This window comes from Chryseobacterium sp. POE27 (assembly GCF_039727685.1).
Classification (GTDB): Bacteria; Bacteroidota; Bacteroidia; order Flavobacteriales; family Weeksellaceae; genus Chryseobacterium.
In genome coordinates this window covers 3,828,998-3,845,425 of record NZ_CP152475.1, presented here as the reverse complement: position 1 = coordinate 3,845,425, position 16,428 = coordinate 3,828,998, and the positions used below count along the sequence as shown (strand labels likewise).

14 protein-coding genes and 4 pseudogenes are annotated in these 16,428 nt (G+C 35.8%); 8 read left to right on the top strand and 10 right to left on the bottom strand.

Going from position 1 to position 16,428, the window contains the following annotated elements:
* The first annotated feature begins 28 nt into the window (after window positions 1-28).
* The 3 genes from AAHI02_RS18500 to AAHI02_RS18490 are packed head-to-tail and all read left to right on the top strand — an operon-like array spanning window position 29 to window position 1,917.
* Entirely contained in the window at window positions 29-922 is an 894-nt protein-coding gene (locus tag AAHI02_RS18500; RefSeq protein WP_346984505.1) for a hypothetical protein, read from the top strand.
* A 19-nt stretch (window positions 923-941) separates the two neighbouring features.
* Window positions 942-1,283, top strand: a complete 342-nt coding sequence (locus tag AAHI02_RS18495; protein ID WP_346984504.1) for a hypothetical protein — start codon at window positions 942-944, stop codon at window positions 1,281-1,283.
* Entirely contained in the window at window positions 1,261-1,917 is a 657-nt protein-coding gene (locus tag AAHI02_RS18490; RefSeq protein WP_346984503.1) for a chorismate-binding protein, read from the top strand. Before AAHI02_RS18495 ends, AAHI02_RS18490 begins: the two co-directional genes overlap by 23 nt.
* 75 nt (window positions 1,918-1,992) lie before the next feature.
* Here the strand turns inward: AAHI02_RS18490 and AAHI02_RS18485 are convergent, their stop codons facing one another.
* The 10 genes and pseudogenes from AAHI02_RS18485 to AAHI02_RS18440 form a co-directional block, all read right to left on the bottom strand.
* The gene (locus tag AAHI02_RS18485) at window positions 1,993-2,187 is read right to left on the bottom strand and encodes a hypothetical protein (RefSeq protein ID WP_042721560.1); all 195 of its coding nucleotides are present in this window, start codon (window positions 2,185-2,187) and stop codon (window positions 1,993-1,995) included.
* Between the two features lie 4 nt (window positions 2,188-2,191).
* On the bottom strand, window positions 2,192-2,794 hold the full coding sequence (locus AAHI02_RS18480; protein ID WP_346984502.1) for a MarC family protein: 603 nt from the start codon (window positions 2,792-2,794) through the stop codon (window positions 2,192-2,194).
* Between the two features lie 44 nt (window positions 2,795-2,838).
* Window positions 2,839-4,581, bottom strand: coding sequence for a BatD family protein (locus tag AAHI02_RS18475; protein ID WP_346984501.1), 1,743 nt, complete (start codon window positions 4,579-4,581; stop codon window positions 2,839-2,841).
* Complete coding sequence (locus AAHI02_RS18470) at window positions 4,581-5,321, bottom strand: tetratricopeptide repeat protein (protein ID WP_346984500.1); 741 nt, start codon at window positions 5,319-5,321, stop codon at window positions 4,581-4,583. Before AAHI02_RS18470 ends, AAHI02_RS18475 begins: the two co-directional genes overlap by 1 nt.
* Before the next feature lie 98 nt (window positions 5,322-5,419).
* Entirely contained in the window at window positions 5,420-6,427 is a 1,008-nt protein-coding gene (locus tag AAHI02_RS18465; RefSeq protein ID WP_346984499.1) for a VWA domain-containing protein, read from the bottom strand.
* Window positions 6,427-7,426: pseudogene (locus AAHI02_RS18460) on the bottom strand (VWA domain-containing protein). Before AAHI02_RS18460 ends, AAHI02_RS18465 begins: the two are co-directional and overlap by 1 nt.
* Complete coding sequence (locus AAHI02_RS18455) at window positions 7,419-8,315, bottom strand: BatD family protein (protein ID WP_346984498.1); 897 nt, start codon at window positions 8,313-8,315, stop codon at window positions 7,419-7,421. The pseudogene AAHI02_RS18460 and the gene AAHI02_RS18455 overlap by 8 nt, the downstream one beginning before the upstream one ends.
* A gap of 78 nt (window positions 8,316-8,393) precedes the next feature.
* Window positions 8,394-9,182, bottom strand: a complete 789-nt coding sequence (locus tag AAHI02_RS18450) for a DUF58 domain-containing protein (RefSeq protein ID WP_346984497.1) — start codon at window positions 9,180-9,182, stop codon at window positions 8,394-8,396.
* Window positions 9,183-9,387: 205 nt separating this feature from the next.
* Window positions 9,388-9,846 (bottom strand): GNAT family N-acetyltransferase, encoded by a 459-nt coding sequence (locus tag AAHI02_RS18445; RefSeq protein WP_346984496.1) that lies wholly within the window; start codon window positions 9,844-9,846, stop codon window positions 9,388-9,390.
* Window positions 9,846-10,850 (bottom strand): MoxR family ATPase, encoded by a 1,005-nt coding sequence (locus AAHI02_RS18440; RefSeq protein ID WP_346984495.1) that lies wholly within the window; start codon window positions 10,848-10,850, stop codon window positions 9,846-9,848. The genes AAHI02_RS18445 and AAHI02_RS18440 overlap by 1 nt, the downstream gene beginning before the upstream one ends.
* Window positions 10,851-11,101: 251 nt before the next feature.
* Between AAHI02_RS18440 and AAHI02_RS18435 the strand changes: the two are divergent.
* The 5 genes and pseudogenes from AAHI02_RS18435 to AAHI02_RS18415 all read left to right on the top strand — a co-directional run bounded on the left by AAHI02_RS18435 (window position 11,102) and on the right by AAHI02_RS18415 (window position 16,415).
* Window positions 11,102-11,576 (top strand): annotated as a pseudogene (locus AAHI02_RS18435) (DinB family protein).
* A gap of 118 nt (window positions 11,577-11,694) precedes the next feature.
* Window positions 11,695-12,448 (top strand): annotated as a pseudogene (gene rlmB, locus AAHI02_RS18430) (23S rRNA (guanosine(2251)-2'-O)-methyltransferase RlmB).
* Window positions 12,449-12,485: 37 nt separating this feature from the next.
* On the top strand, window positions 12,486-13,535 hold the full coding sequence (locus AAHI02_RS18425) for a DUF6263 family protein (RefSeq protein WP_346984494.1): 1,050 nt from the start codon (window positions 12,486-12,488) through the stop codon (window positions 13,533-13,535).
* Between the two features lie 90 nt (window positions 13,536-13,625).
* A complete protein-coding gene (locus AAHI02_RS18420; protein ID WP_346984493.1) occupies window positions 13,626-13,865 on the top strand; it encodes a hypothetical protein in 240 nt (79 codons plus the stop codon).
* 14 nt (window positions 13,866-13,879) lie between these two features.
* Window positions 13,880-16,415, top strand: a pseudogene (locus AAHI02_RS18415) (YfhO family protein).
* Window positions 16,416-16,428: the final 13 nt, after the last annotated feature.

Below are 16,428 nucleotides of genomic sequence, written 5' to 3'. Positions count from 1 at the left end.
TATTTATAGAAAGATAAATTTGTCAGACATGATTTTAAGAAAAATATTTTTTCTTTTTTTTATATTATTCATAAGTTTTTCCCTGGCTCAGAGGCGGAAAAAAGTAGACACTGTATATGTCTATGAAAATGTTGTTGTCTATGACACTGTTTATCTGATGAAACCTGTACATTTCAAATTTAATGATCTGATCTTTCAGTCACCGAAAATAGAAGAAAAATTTTTCGTCCGGAATATTTTTAAAGAAGAACTTGAAAAGCAAAGAGCAAAAAACAGAATCAGGAGACAGAAAATCAACACTTTTGAGTACGGCATTGAAGCAGGAATTGGCTTGAAATATAGTGACTGGGCTAAAACTGTTTCATCAGATAAACCCCAGTTTGGAGAAAATCTGGGCATCTGGATTTCCAAAAATATACTTCCCCGGACATCTATATTGTTTTCAGCGAACGTTTACCATTGGAATTCAACCATTGATATTGATGCTAATAAAGACGACAGCATTCTGAATGGATTTTATTTTACCGAAGATCATCTACCGTTGCTTTTTCAAAGATTTAACAATAAACATTTCGACTACACGCTACAGCTCAAATTGCTATATGAATGGAAAAACCTGCGTCCATTTGCAGGAATTCTCGTTAATCACAATACTTATAAAATGCAGTTTCTGGTTCCTGAAAATAATGTCCTGACAAAAATGGATGACTTTAAAAGTACTCAGACCTGCTTTGGATTTTCATTTGGACTTCAGTATAGATTTTTTAGAAATTTCCTTTTATCTTTAGAATATCAGCAATATGATATGAAGAATATTTCCTTAAAAAACAGCTCGTTTGATTTTGACATTTTTCAGACGAATAATACCTTTGTAGAAAGAAAAATCAACTTTGGAATTTCCTATATTATTTCCGGACGCTGATCTTCGAAAAGCATTATAAATGATTTATTTTAAACTTCCATTCGACGAGAATCTCTATTCTACAGATCAAACTCCTGATGAAACACATATTGTTTTTCACCCTTTCGACGGATCAGAAAAAATGGAGTGTACTGGAAAAATTGTCAAAGTAAATCATGAAACCCTGGATCATGAATCGATTTCAAATACATCATTACCAAAAGACAACAATCAATATACTGCTGAAACTAAAAATGAATATTTAAGAAATCTGGAGAAAGTTATTCAGGTGATCAACGAAAATCAGCTTCCGAAACTAGTGTATTCAAGAAGGAAAATATTTACGGACTTCCGTGAAATTGATCTTAAAAAAAAGTTTTGAAAACCTTTGCCAGTCATATTCAAATGCGTTCAGATATATTTTTATTAATGAAGAAAATTCATGGATGGGAGCATTTTCTGAGGTTTTAGGAAAATTCAATAAAAAGACTCACCATTTTGAAACTATGAGTCTTGCAGGTACACTTCCTGTTTCAGAAAGCTGGTCTGAAAAGGAAATTGAAGAACAAAAACCTGTCACAGAATACATCCGGAATATTCTTAAAAATTATTCTGAGGGCTCGAAAGAGTCTGCAACATATGATCATATATCAGGAAATATTAAACATCTCAGAACAGATTTTAATGCTAAAATAAAACCTGAAGATCTGGATGAAATTATTCAGCAACTGCATCCTACTCCTGCAGTCTGTGGCATTCCGAAAGATTTCTGTAAAGAGAAAATCCGTGAGCTGGAGAAATTTCCGAGAGAACTTTACGCAGGATATAGTAAAATTGAAAGTGAAGAAAATATCTTTTATTTTGTAAATCTGCGTTGCTGCAAGCTTTACAACGATTCAATTCATCTTTTTGTAGGCGGCGGAATCACAGCACAAAGCAGCCCTGAAAAAGAATGGAGAGAAACAGAATTGAAATCGGAGGCTATTTTGAAAAATCTTGTGATAATCGACAAATAAAATTTCAGGAATTTTTTTAGAAATAAAAAAACCTCTTCCGGATAGAAAGAGGTTTGTATAGATATTGATATACTATTATTTTTTAACACCAATCTTACTCCATGTATTCATTACAAAAAGTAAAATAAGACCAATCACAGCCGATGCTGCTGAAAATACAAACTTCGAATTATCTTCTGACAACATATCAGATTGCCAGTCCAGCGCATAAAGATTGATTGCGATGAAAACGATAAACACTACTAAAAATACTTTATAAAACTTCTGCATGATTCTAAAAATTAATATATGTCTGCACCAATTGGGCAAAATTTGCGGTAAATAATTTGATTGAAATTGCCAACAGAATGATCCCGAAAACTTTTTGCAGGATTGCCAAGGTAGCATCTCCTATTCTCTTCTCCAGCCAGTCTGCAGATTTCAGCACCAAATATACGAAAATTGTATTGAGAATAATTCCAAAAATGATATTAATATCATGAAATTCAGCTTTTAATGACAATGTGGTCGTTAATGTTCCGGCTCCGGCCACCAATGGAAATGCAATAGGAACGATAGATGCTGCTCTTGCTTCAGAAGTTTTATTAATTTCAATACCCAAAATCATTTCTAAGGCGATGATGAAAATAACGAAAGCCCCTGCTATGGCAAAAGAATTGACATCGACCCCGATAAATTTCAGAATTTTATTTCCTACAAAAAGGAAAACAAGCATAATCAGACCTGCCGTAATCGTTGCTCTTTCTGCTTCGATCTTTCCGAATTTCTGTTGCAGACTGACAATAATAGGAATTGATCCTATGATGTCTATCACAGCAAAAAGAACCATAAAACAGGTTACGACTTCTTTTAAAGAAAAATCATTGAAAATCTCCATGCCTTTACAATTATTAATTTCGCAAAAATATGAAAATAAATTGATTATTTGCTAATCTTTGAATACAAATTCACAATGAATGTTAAGAGCACATCCAAGGCCTCAGGGGATTTCACTGGAGCATATTTTTCTATCTGTATTCTTTGGGTAAGACTTCTGTATTCTTCAGCTATAACAGAGCCTTTATGATTTTCAAGAAAATCTGCAAAATCTTCAGCAGAACTTTTAAAATATTGATTTCTTACTTCAGAATCCAGTTCTTCATAGGTTTGAAAAAACGTTTGATAATTTTCTTTATCTTTAAGATTTTCCAAATAAGTGAAATAATCATTCACGTCTGTTTTCAATCTTTCTCGGATTTCTTTTTCCGTTTCAGCTACTGAACCAATAGGTTTTGTAGTTTCGGGTTCTTTATTTGATTTGCTTTTTTTCTGCCAGTTTTTAAACAAGAGATACGCTATAAAAAGGCCTATTAAAATAGCGATATTTATGAAAAGTATATTCCAGTGGAATCTGTTTTTTTCTTTTACCTTGAAGGATGTTGTCTTTAAAACAGGCGTATTAACAGTTTCCAGGAAGGTGTTGGTGTATTCATTTACCTTTTCAACGGCAGTGCGCGATTCCAAAATCTGTTCATGGGAAAATGCGTTAACGTTCAGTGTTTCCTGTCCAAGATCTACATATTCTTTTTTTAAAGGATCAAAAAAAGCAAAATCTTCAGTTTTAATGGAAACCTCACCAGCCTTTTTAGGAATCACAAGATAATTAGCCAAAATTTCACCTTTCATTCCTGTTGTTGCTGTTGTCACTTTGGAAGTGATTTTAGGAGCAAAAACATCATAATCTGGTGATTCGGCGATCTTGGGAAGTTCCAGGCTTTTGAGATTTCCTTCTCCGCTTACTTTTACAAGAACGTTGATCGGCTTTTTAACCTCAGCTTTTTCTTTTGAAACATTAGCAATACTCACTTTGAAGTCGCCCACTGCATTTTTAAAATGCTCGGGAGAACCTTCAGGAAGTTTTTTAACATTGATTTTAACTTTATTCGAGACAATTTTATTTTTTCCGGTATAAGAGCTCACCGATGCCGAAACACCCGGCACTTCTACATAGCCTGCCTCATTAGGGAAAATCAGGAATATAGCTACAACCTGTGACGACATATTTCCGTAATCCGAAGGATCGATTTCAGATTTTGCAAAACTCACCGGATAAACATCCAGGTTATTATTTTGTGGAAGACGAATATTTTTCACCCGTCTCAGGTTATCCATATTCTTGGAATAAACTTTCAAAACTGCAATTGTTGGCTCATCCTGATATACCTCACGGTCTTCGATCTCCATATTCAGATAAACATCCTTTGAAGAGTTGGCGGCTACTGCTGTTTTTTTGTCTACATCTTTGACTAAAATATCAAAAGGCTCGGTTTTATAGATTTTATTATCTATTGTTATTAGAAACGAACCAATTTTTACTTTTCCTTTTTGTTTTGGTTCTAAAGCTAATCGGGTAACCGACTGGGAAATCACTGTATTCGTTGTCGGATCAATAAATCCGCTGGTCACAGAACCTGTTCCTATGAGATTGAATTTTGAAAAGTCAGGCAGCCGCAATTTGGTCTGTTGATTATTATAATCATTTCCTTCAATTTCAAGGACAATGGTAATATTGATTACTTCTTTGGAACTATAGGTGGTTTTATCGGGAGTAGCGGAAAGATTTACCTGTCCGTAAGAAATTACGGATATAAGTAGGAACAATATGTAGGTAAGTCTGCTCTGCATCACCAATCTTTCTCGTTGCTTTCAGGCATCGAATAAGAATTTTTATTTAAAATTCTTCTGGCGGTTTCTTTCTCTTTATCGCTTACTTTATTGAGTATCTGATTTTCGAGTTCTTTCGGGATTTTGCCTTCATTATTCGGTTTCTGATCGGGATTATTTCCCTGTCCTTTACCTTGATTTTTCTGACCTTGTCCCTGATCCTGGTTTTGATCTTTAGGACCCTTCTGATCGTCATTTTTCTGCTGATCTTTACCGCCTCCTCCTTTACCGGAGTTATTCTGCTGCTGTTTTTTCTGCTGATTTTCTTTTTCCTTCAGCTTAGCAATCTCATAGTTTTTTCTTGTTGCTTCGCTGTAAGGATTTTGTTTCAGAGATTGTTTATAAAATTCTGCTGCCTTTTCCGGTTGCTTCATCTGCATATATGCATTTCCCAGATTATGGAGAGCTGCTGCCTTATCGGAAATGGTTTGAGAAAATCTTTGTGCTTTTTCAAATTCAGCTTTTGCTTCTTCGTATTTTTTGTTTTTGTAAAGGGCATTTCCCAGGTTGTAATGTGCCGTAAAATCTTTATCGTTGGTTTTAATGGCTTCCATATACTTCACAGAAGCTCCGTCATAATCTTTACCGTTAAATTTTTCATTACCTTCATACACAAGCGTACGGTAATTATTCTGCCCAAAAAGAATTCCTGAACAGAAGAAAGCAGTAATAAACGACAAAAAAAAGATTTTAGTATTCATCCAATGCAAAATTATTCCTTTATATGTTAATAAACAGTGCCTTATTTGTTAAAATTGGGTTAAAGTAGAAATCTGAACATGCGCAAATGCGTTTGTTTCTACACATTAAAATCTCTTTTAGGATTGAACATATAAATTAAGAAAAAGAAAAATATGGACACTGCAAGAAAATATTGGTAATAATGATTGGCATTCTGAGATTTCACCATTGTTTCTGAAGATCCTGTTTTCTTTTTAAGGGCATCAATTATTCTTTCAGGAGCTTCATTGATATTATTTCCGTCGATATAAGATCCACCGGTAGATTCTGCCATTTTTCTAAGCGCTTCAGTCTGTCTTTTAGAGATCACCGTCTGTCCCGACATATCAGCTTTGTACCCCATCAGCTGACCAAAAGCATATTCCGGAACCGGCGCACCTTCATCAGAACCGATTCCAACGGAAGTAATCATAATTCCTTCTTTTTTGGCCAGTCTTATTGCAGCATCATCATTTCCCTCATTATCTTCGCCATCACTCAACAATACAACCTTTCTGGCATCTTTGTTTACATTTTTAAATTTTTGCACCGCGGTTTGCATTCCTTTCAGAAAGTCAGTTCCCTGAATCTGCATAGAATTGGTTTCAATACCACCGATATAAGTTTCTGCAGACGTATAATCTGTTGTCAAGGGCATGATAGAAGTAGATTCCCCGGCAAAAATGACAATTCCCACTTTATCACTTTTCATTTTCTGCATCGTTTGGATAATGAGATTTTTGGCTTCCGTCAGACGACTTGGTTCAATATCTTCTGCATTCATCGAGTTGGAAACATCCAGCATGAAAATAACATTGTTAAGCTTTTGATTGGTTTTAATTTCCTCGGAACCACTTAAAAGATCAATAATAGAAAAAATAAGAAATAGTGTCCCCAATAAATATAAAGCAGGAAAAATTTTTATGAACCCTGATCGTTTTTCAAAGAGATGCTGGTGGAACTGACCATCTGCAAAGATCTCTCTTTTTTTATTTTTCCATTTTAAAAAACGTATTAAAAAAACAGCTAACAGCGGCAGAAGCAACAGCAACAATAAATACCAATAATTCCCTAAATACCAATCCATTAACTTAAAATTTTATAAAACACCCACCGTAATAAAGCATCCAGAAACAGCATTCCTAAAGCAATCCAGAGAAAGATTTTAAAATACTCCTGATAATTAAACAGTTTAGCCACTTTCACATCAGATTTTTCAAGCTGATTGATCTCATCATAAACTTCTTCAAGACTGCTGTTTGATGTTGCCCTGAAATATCTTCCGCCTGTCATTTGTGCCACTTCTTTCAAAACAGGTTCATCTATTTTCACTTCCGTTTCCGTAAAAACCAGATCCCCGAATATGTCGGTTTGCGTCGGCATCAGTGCGTATCCATTGGTTCCTATTCCAATAGCGTACACTTTTATATTATTATTTTTTGCCAATTCTGCAGCCAAAGCCGGAGGCATTGCATTTTCTATAGTATTAACCCCATCCGTCATTAAAATAACAATTTTGCTTTTTGCTTTACTGTTTTTAAGGTGGTTGACCGCTACCGAAAGTCCTTCTCCCATTGCGGTTCCCGGCTGCAATTCCAGGGGGGTTAAGATTTTGCAATTCGTCGATAACTACCTGATGATCTGAAGTTACGGGTACTTTTGTAAACGCTTCTCCGGAATAGGTTACAAGTCCGATCCTGTCGTTGGGTCTTTTCTGAACGAATTTAATAGCAATATCTTTTAAAGCTGTCAAACGGTCCGGAGTAAGATCTTTGGCGAGCATACTTAACGAAACATCTACGGAAAGCATAATATCAATCCCTTTTGTATCATCGCGATCCTGAGAAATGGTAAAAGTTCGCGGTCTTGCCATCGCAATAATCAATGCAGAAAGAATGATGTATTTTGAAATTTTCAGCAAAAACATTACGACCTGGATCCCTCCGCTTTCACTCATATTCTTAACTGTAGGGACTTTAATTCCTTTTCTCTTCTGAGTTCCGGCATCTTTTATCAATAAAGGAATAAACAGCAGGAAAAGCAGTAAAAACCATGGACTGTAAAATTCAAAATCAAAATCAAACATCTTTTCTCAAATTTTCGAATTCCAAATCTTTTGATGAGCGCTTTACAAAATCTGTAATCTCAGTAAGGTCTTTTTCCATCGTCGCTTTATCAGGGAAAGTTTTCGCAAACTTCACCAGATCACCTCTTAAGAATACATCTTCCACGACCCTTTCGTTTTCCTGAGAAATGGTATTATTTTTCTTCATCAGATCAATCAGATCATCTGTCAGTAAAACATCTGCCGGTAAACGGTATTGTTTTGCGATAAATTTTCTTGAAATATCGATCAATTCTACATAAAAGGAACGATAATTTCCGGTTTCCACATATTTTTTCTTTTTAAGAGAATCTAATTCTTTTAACGTCTGATTGGTAGCCACAACAGGAGAATCTTTAGCTTTCCTTCCATATTTAACGATGAATATTATAGCAATAATAAGGGCAATTACTGTAATAGCAGCAAGAATATAAAACTTATACAGTTCCCAGTAATCAGTAACTTCAAGCTTTACCTCTTTGTTATTCATAATATCGTTGATCTGATCGGTCTTCTGTGCTGTATTGATCACATCAATTTCATAAGGTATCGTTTTCAGTATTTTTCCTCCTACCTTGAATTCAAGTTCAGGAATGGTAAATTTTCCTTCTTCAAAAACAGCAAATTCAATTCTTCTGTAATAAACATCCTGAGTCTGCGAAATACTGTCTTTCACTTCTTCAAAATGGAAGGGCAGCAGCTCATTTTCCGGAGCGGCAGACACTTTTTCATTATTAAGATTGTTGATCGTCACGACGATATGATCCACTTCTCCGAGAGCAATGGTTTTCTTCTCGACGCTTGAAGAAAGAATCTGTGAAAAAGCATTCGCACAGATAAGAAAACAAAATATAAATAATAATTTTTTCAATTGTAAATAATACGTTTTGGCTAAAGCCTTAAGTTATTTTTAATTATAATGGGCTAAAGCCCATTCATTCGGTTGAAGTTATTTTTTCTGAAAATAATTGTACAACAATTTGGAGTAATCGGCACCTGTATCCATATTCAGAAAACTAGCTGAGCTGTTGGCAAAATCTTCTTCCAAAGCTCTTAGCTTTTGTTTCTGTGCTTCTGCAAAATTGTATCTCCATCTTGCATTCGATGTGTTGGCCCAAATCTGTTTACCCGTTTCGGCATCATACAATAAGGTATAGCCTACATCAGGAATTTCATTATCCTTCTGATCAAAAATTCTCATTCCCAATAGCTGGTGTTTCTTAGAAGCAGCTTTTAACATTTTGGAATCATACGGATCTTCAAAATCAGAAAACATAAAAACCAAAGATTTTCTTTTAAAAATCCCCATCATATACTCCAGTGCTTTATCGATTTTAGTTACCGAAGGCACATAATCAGCCGTCAATATGGTACTGATAATAGAAAGTATGTGTTTTCTTCCTTTCTGCGGAGGTATTACCTTATACACTTTATCTGCAAATAAGATCAGCCCTACTTTATCATTATTTCCTGCTGCAGAAAACCCTAAGCTTGCAGCAATTTCTGCGACATATTCTCTTTTCAGCTGATTTTTGGTACCATAATCCATGGATGCAGAAATATCTACCAGCAACATCATTGTAAGTTCTCGTTCCTCCTCCATCACCTTGACGAAAGGCTCACGAAACCTCGCAGTTTTATTCCAGTCGATTCTGCGGATCTCATCTCCGAACTGATAAGGGCGAACTTCCGAGAAAGTCATCCCCTGTCCTTTGAAAGCACTGTGATATTGTCCCATGAGAGTAGCTTCCGTTTTTTTTCGGGTACGGATTTCTATCTGCTTTACTTTTTTTTACAATATCTTTAATCTGCATTTTCTGCGTTTGAGTATATTAGAGTTTATTATTTTTTTGTTGAGAGTTTTAGCTTAAAACTGCTTTATTTTTGTTTTAAAAATTTTATAATTAATTTAATAACGTTCAAAAAACTTTAAACTACAAATATTAAACATTGAATTCAATAGACACATTAAACCATTCATTATCAAATTTAGGGCTGTATTTTTTGTAGAAATTTATGGCCGGTTCATTCCAGTTTAGCACCTGAAAAACCATTCCGCTGTATTGGCCTGTCATTCCGTATTCCATTGTTGCTTCAAATAATTTTTTCCCGATTTGTTTTCCTCTCCATTTTTCGGTTACCACAAGATCTTCAAGATATAATCTTCTTCCCTTCCATGTTGAATATCTTTCATAATACAACGAAATTCCAATAATTTCACCGTTGCATTCGGCTACAAATGCTCCCCAAGCAGGCAATTTCCCAAATCCGTCTTCAATAAATTGCTCTAAAGTTAACGTAACTTCATGCAATGCATTTTCATAATCTGCCAACTCTCTGATAAGCTCAAGCATTGGAGCACAATCTTCCTGAAATGCTCGTCTGATGAAAATATCCTCCATTACGGTGCCTGGATTTTCGCTAAAATCCTATCAATAATTTCTTCTGATGAAATTTCCTCAGCTTCTGCCTCGAAAGTTAAACCTATTCTATGTCTTAACACATCTTTTGCCAGAGATTTTACATCTTCAGGAATCACAAAAGCTCTTCCTCTCAGAAACGCATATGCCCTTGAAGCAATCGCTAAATTGATGGAAGCTCTCGGAGAAGCACCGAAACTGATATAATTTTTGAGTTCAGAAAGTCCATAATTTTCCGGAAAACGAGTAGCAAAAACCATATCCAGAATATATTTTTCTATTTTTTCGTCAAGATAAATCTGATTAATAAGCTCCTTAGCTCCAACAATATGCTCAAGCGAAATTACCGGTTTCACAGTCGGCTGATGCGAAGTGGAAACCATTCTCATCACCATCCTTTCATCCTCAAACTTAGGATAGTCGATCGTACATTTTAACATGAAACGGTCACTTTGCGCTTCAGGCAAAAGATAAGTTCCTTCCTGGTCGATCGGGTTTTGTGTTGCCAGTACCAAAAATGGCTTTGGCAACTTCATCGTTTCGTCTCCGATAGTCACCTGCTTTTCCTGCATCACTTCCAAAAGAGCAGATTGCACTTTTGCAGGTGCACGATTGATTTCATCCGCCAACACAAAATTGGCAAAAACAGGCCCCCTTTTAATGGAAAAATCATTGTCTTTAATATTATAAATCATCGTTCCCACAACATCCGCCGGCAAGAGATCCGGCGTAAACTGAATTCTGGAAAATTCACCATCAACAGCTTCAGCCAGGGTCTTAATCGCCAGGGTTTTTGCCAATCCCGGAACTCCTTCCAAAAGGACGTGACCATTTCCCAGGAGACCCACCAAAAGGCGGTCTATCATATATTCCTGTCCAATGATAACTTTGTTGATTTCTTCGCGGAGACGGGAGAAATAGAAGTTCGCTTCCTTTACCTTTTCGGTTAGCTGACGAATATCTTCTGCTTGATATGTATCTGACATAGTCTAATTTAAAATAATTGGTAAATTTCTAATAAATACTTGCATAAATCAACCCAAACAATGCCATTTTTGAGTTAAAGTTTGTTAAATATTCCGGTAGTAATGCGAGGTCTGAAAACAGATGAAATATCAAATCTAAAGGCAATTAATGTATATTTTCATAAAAAAATATAAATTTAATTTAATCCTCCATTCAAAAATTGTCATTTCCAGTTTATTAAACTATTTTTGGTGATTAAAATTTTTGCAAAATGAATTATCATTTTCAAGCCCACAGACAGGTTAGAAAAAACCTTCTGGATATTTTACAAAATACTTCCCATGAAGATCTTTTGCTGATTCCGGACGGCTTCAATAATAATATTTACTGGAATATTGCCCATACCGTTGCTACCCAGCAGCTTTTGCATTATTACTTAAGCGGCAATCCTTTCAGGATCGACAAATATTGGATTGAAACTTACAAAAAAAGGAACGTTACCTAATCTGAACGTTCAGAAATCGGAGGTTGAAGATCTCGAATTTTTGCTGACAGAGACGTCAAAGATTTTAATGAGAGATTATGACAGTGATTTCTTTTCGGATTACACGCCTTATACTACCAGTTTCGGGATGGATCTGAAAAGTATTCAGGATGCGATTATTTTTAACAATATGCACGAAAGCCTTCATTACGGCTATGTACTAGCACAGAAAAGAGCAATTTTAGGAGAAAAAGGAAGATAGTAAAAAAAGTGAATTTTGCTTCGTAAGTCAATAGTGAAAGATGAATTTTAATACAACAATTGACTGACAAAGTAAAATTTACATTTGACAATTCACTATTAAATTATTAAAATGACAGATAAAAAAAGACGATTTTATTTTCGGACTACGTCCCGTGATTGAAGCGATTGAAGCGGGAAAAACAATTGACAAGGTTTTCGTGCAAAATGCACTGCAAGGACCTATTTATGCTGAACTTAAAGCCATTTTGGCTAAAAATAAAATTCGTCCCAATTACGTTCCGGTTGAAAAGCTGAACCGTTTTACAAGAAAAAATCACCAGGGTGTTGTGGCTTTTATATCGGATGTTCCGTTTCATAAAGTGGAAGATATTGTTCCTCAACTTTTTGAAGAAGGAAAAACACCTTTTTTACTTATTCTGGACCGATTAACAGATGTGAGAAATTTCGGAGCAATCTGCAGAACAGCAGAATGTGTAGGCGTTGACGCGGTGGTTATCCCAGAAAAAGGAGCTGCGCCGATAAATTCTGATGCCATAAAAACTTCTGCCGGAGCGCTTTATAATGTTAAGATCTGTAAAGCCCCCAATTTAGCTCATGTTGTGGACTTTCTTCAGCAAAGTGGTATTTCAGTATATGCCGCAAGCGAAAAGGCAGAAAAATTAATTTATGATGTTAATTTTAACGAGCCTTGCGCCATCGTAATGGGAAATGAAGAAACAGGAATTTCAAAAGAAGTCCTTCATCACGCCGACGAAAAAAATAAAGCTTCCTATTGAAGGGAAAACCCAATCTTTAAATGTATCTGTCGCCTGTGGTGCCATTTTATACGAAGCGGTACGACAGAAAATGACTGCAAACTCGGGTCTGTAGCATTTATTAACAGTAGTAAAAATTTAAAAAGAATCAAATGAAAAAAATAGCAGCATTAGCGCTAATCTCAACCATAGCCATCGTTTCATGTAATAAAAAAGAAACGGCAAAAATCACCAAAGTAGATCCTAAAACAGGAAAAACAATTACAGTAGAAGTGCCGGCAGACTCCGTAGCAAAAGTAGAAGAAAATCCTGCCATTAAAGACTCCGCAGGAATTTACAAACAGACTTTCAAACTGGAAAAAGGAAAAACGTATCCTTTAACAACCTACCAGAGAGACACAAAAACAATGACCGATCCTACAGGAAAGACACTGAACGCTACCAATGAGTCTACAGATGAAATGTCTTTTACGGTAAATGATATTAAAGGAAATATTTACGATATCACTTTAAATCTGGTTTCCAAAAGGAATTCTCAGACCGCGCAAGGCAAAACGATTGTCGTAGATACCAAGCTTCCTCTGCCGAAGGAAGATGATCTTAAAATGATCTGGAATATCAACAGAGCGCTTACCGGCAACAAACTGAATATGAAAATGGACACACATGGAAATGTCATTTCTATAACTGGTTTTGATACCGTTTATAATAAAGTGGCCGCTTCCGTCGGAACTATTGTTAAAGATAAAAATCAAAAAGAAAGCATTATTGCAAGTCTTAAGGAATCATTCAATGAAAAGGTTTTAAGAGATCAGTTTAATAAAAATCTTACGATCATGCCAAGAAAAGGAGTAAAAGTAGGAGAAAAATGGACAAGCAGTGAAAACGCTGATGCACAGGGGAAAATAAAAGTGACATCAAACTACATATTAAAAAGTGTTGGAAACGGCATTGCTGAAATTGGCGTAACAGGAGGAATTCCTAAAAAGGTTGAAAAACAAAATCAGGGAGAAGTGACACACAGCTTAAGCAGTGAACTTTCTCAAAACGGAACCATAAAATTTGACCAGAACACCGGTTGGATCACCAATCAGAATATTTCTGTAGTAACAACACAGATAGAAACTATTTCCAACGGAAAAGAATCTCAATCGATGAAAAGCGTTTCCAATTCTTCTGTGATGGTCAATCCGTCGAAGTAATATAGACATTTGAGTGTTAGAGAGTTTAGATTTGAAAGACATTATGCCAATCAACAAACTTTGAACTTTAAACCTTAAATTAAAAAAATTATGAAATACATTTTTGAGCTGGTATTAGCTGCTATCATTATTTTCTTTGTATGGAATATCCTTAAAAGGATTTTCTTTAAAACATTTTATAGTTACAGATTTAACAATAATAATCAAAATAATAAGCAGCAGGATATTCAAAACTCAAATAAAAACAATATCAACTGGGATGCTGAAACTGTAGATTATGAAGAGGTAAAAGAAAGTAATGATAAAGATAATTCCGAAAACAAAAGATAATAACCATCATCAACATGGCGAAAAATAAAAACCTGATTTATATTGCAATTTCATTAGTTGTATTTATCGTTTTAGCATTTTTGTACTCTACTCCTGTTTTCACGGGAAAACAGCTTTTTCAGCATGATATCGTGCAGTATCGCGGGGGGCGCAAAAGAGCTTCTCGATTACAGAGCCGATACCGGAAAAGAAACCTACTGGAGCGACTCTATGTTCGGTGGAATGCCTACCTATCAGATGGGAAGTCAGTTCAAAGGTGACATTATCAAACAAATCGATTCTAAGCTGAATTTTTTCCCGAGACCTGTTAATTATATCTTTCTGCTCTTCGGAGGTTTTTTCCTTTTAGGAATGGTTGTGGTCAGAAACTGGAAATATGCGCTTTTGGGGGCGACGTTTTTCGGTCTTTCCACCTATTTTTATATCGCCATTGCGGCGGGTCACAACGGTAAAATCAATACCATTGAATATTTTGCGCCACTTCTGGCAGGAATTTTACTCGTCTATATACGGAAACAATACATTTGGGGATTTATCGTCACCACACTGTTCATGGGGCTTCAGATTGCGGCCAATCACCCGCAGATGACGTATTACCTCTTCCTTGCATTAGGATTTTTATTTTTATCCGAATTGATTCGCGCGATTCAGAAGAAAACACCGATGAAGCATTTTCTGATTTCTTCAGGAATCATTGCTGCTTCATGCCTGATCGGTGTCGGCATGAACTCCCAGAGAATCATGGCCAATTCCGAATACATTAAAGAAACCGTTCGTGGAAAGCAGATTTTAACCAATGACAGCCACACCGAAGGAAAATCGGGGATGGATAAAGAAAGTATGCTGCTTTGGAGCTATGGCAAACTTGAAACACTGAATCTTTTCATCCCAAGATTAATGGGTGGCGGAAGCCAGGAACCTGAAGGAAAGGAAATGATGAATAGAGTTCAGGAACTCGTTCAAGAAAACGTAGGTTCACAGGCGGAAATGGACAGAATATCAAAAGGTTTCGGAAATTTAACATACTGGGGCGATCAGCCTGGAACTTCAGGACCGGCCTATCAGGGAGCCATCGTCTGCTTTTTAGCTCTTTTAGGATTTTTCTTTGCATGGAAAAAATACCGCTACTGGATTTTGGGTGCAACGGTTCTTACCATATTTTTAGCCTGGGGAAGCAATTTCATGGCACTATCAGATTTTTTCATAGATTTTGTACCTTTTTATAACAAATTCAGAGCACCGTCTTCCATCTTGGTTGTAGTGGAATTATTATTCCCATTAATTGCAATCATTGGATTATACCGATTTTTTACAGATAAGGAATTGACAACAGAATACAAACAGAAAATTCTTATCTATGTTGGTGGTGGAACGCTGGGTTTTGTGTTAATTCTTCTGCTTTTCGGAAAATCTTTATTAGGATTCCATACTGAAAACGAAAAAACATATCTTCCTCCTTTCCTGCTGGATTATCTGATTGAAGAAAGATTCAAACTATTCAGGATTGATGCCATTAAAGCATTTATATATGTTGCTATAGCTGCCACGGCTTTATTTATGGTTTTAAAACATAAATTAAATCAGAATATTGCTTTGATAATTATCGGAGTGGTAAGCTTATTTGATTTGTGGACCGTAAACAAGCGTTATTTGAATGACGATAATTATGTCGATAAAATATTCGCGGAAAATCCATTCCAGACAGAAAGTTCAGATCTTATGGCGGAGAAAGTTCAGGGAAATCCAAATCTTGAACCGATCCTAGCGAATGTGAATGTTAACAAAACATTAGAAACCATCGCTGAAAAAGATAAAACACACTACAGAATTTTCAATAATATTTTAGGAACATTCAGCGAGACGAATACTTCTTATTTTAAATCTTCCATCGGAGGGTATCACGCGGTAAAACTGAGACGATATGATGATGTCATCAACGAATATTTCCAGATCATGGATTCTGTAAAAGTTCCGAATATCCTCAATCTTTTAAACGCAAAATATCTTGTTTTGGGAGGTCCGGAACAGCCACAGGCAATTGCGAACCCGAAAGCCAATGGAAACGCATGGTTTGTAAGTGATCTTAAATTTGTGGATTCCCCGAACCAGGAAATCAAATCAATCGGCGTTATAGACAGTAAAAAAACTGCGGTCATTGCTGCTTCGGATAAAAAATATTTTGACGGAAAAACTGTTCAGCCGGATTCAACAGCTTACATCAACTTAACGAAATATCAGCCTAACGAACTTGAATTCAAATCTCAGTCGAAAACAGCACAGCTGGCCGTATTTTCGGAGATTTATTATCCTCACGGGTGGAAATTTTTCATCGATGAAAAAGAAGTTCCGTATATCAAAGCTGATTATCTTCTCCGTGCAGTACATGTTCCTGCCGGAAACCACAATATAAGAATGGTTTTTGAACCTGAGGTAATTGAAAAAGGAAAATGGATTTCACTCTTTTGCTTTGCGGTTTTTATTTTGCTGAGTGGCTTTGGAGTTTATTCTATTTACCGCAAAAGAGACAAAAGACAAGCTGAAGCTGTTTAGTGTTTTAGAGGTT

Bases quoted from the DNA above. Each gene is read 5' to 3' on its own strand.
- AAHI02_RS18480 (WP_346984502.1), bottom strand. From the start codon at position 2,794: ATGGAGATTTTCAATGATTTTTCTTTAAAAGAAGTCGTAACCTGTTTT.
- AAHI02_RS18495 (WP_346984504.1), top strand. From the start codon at position 942: ATGATTTATTTTAAACTTCCATTCGACGAGAATCTCTATTCTACAGAT.
- AAHI02_RS18425 (WP_346984494.1), top strand. From the start codon at position 12,486: ATGAAAAAAATAGCAGCATTAGCGCTAATCTCAACCATAGCCATCGTT.
- AAHI02_RS18420 (WP_346984493.1), top strand. From the start codon at position 13,626: ATGAAATACATTTTTGAGCTGGTATTAGCTGCTATCATTATTTTCTTT.
- AAHI02_RS18450 (WP_346984497.1), bottom strand. From the start codon at position 9,182: ATGGGACAATATCACAGTGCTTTCAAAGGACAGGGGATGACTTTCTCG.
- AAHI02_RS18500 (WP_346984505.1), top strand. From the start codon at position 29: ATGATTTTAAGAAAAATATTTTTTCTTTTTTTTATATTATTCATAAGT.
- AAHI02_RS18465 (WP_346984499.1), bottom strand. From the start codon at position 6,427: ATGGATTGGTATTTAGGGAATTATTGGTATTTATTGTTGCTGTTGCTT.
- AAHI02_RS18445 (WP_346984496.1), bottom strand. From the start codon at position 9,846: ATGGAGGATATTTTCATCAGACGAGCATTTCAGGAAGATTGTGCTCCA.
- AAHI02_RS18475 (WP_346984501.1), bottom strand. From the start codon at position 4,581: ATGCAGAGCAGACTTACCTACATATTGTTCCTACTTATATCCGTAATT.
- AAHI02_RS18470 (WP_346984500.1), bottom strand. From the start codon at position 5,321: ATGAATACTAAAATCTTTTTTTTGTCGTTTATTACTGCTTTCTTCTGT.
- AAHI02_RS18485 (WP_042721560.1), bottom strand. From the start codon at position 2,187: ATGCAGAAGTTTTATAAAGTATTTTTAGTAGTGTTTATCGTTTTCATC.
- AAHI02_RS18440 (WP_346984495.1), bottom strand. From the start codon at position 10,850: ATGTCAGATACATATCAAGCAGAAGATATTCGTCAGCTAACCGAAAAG.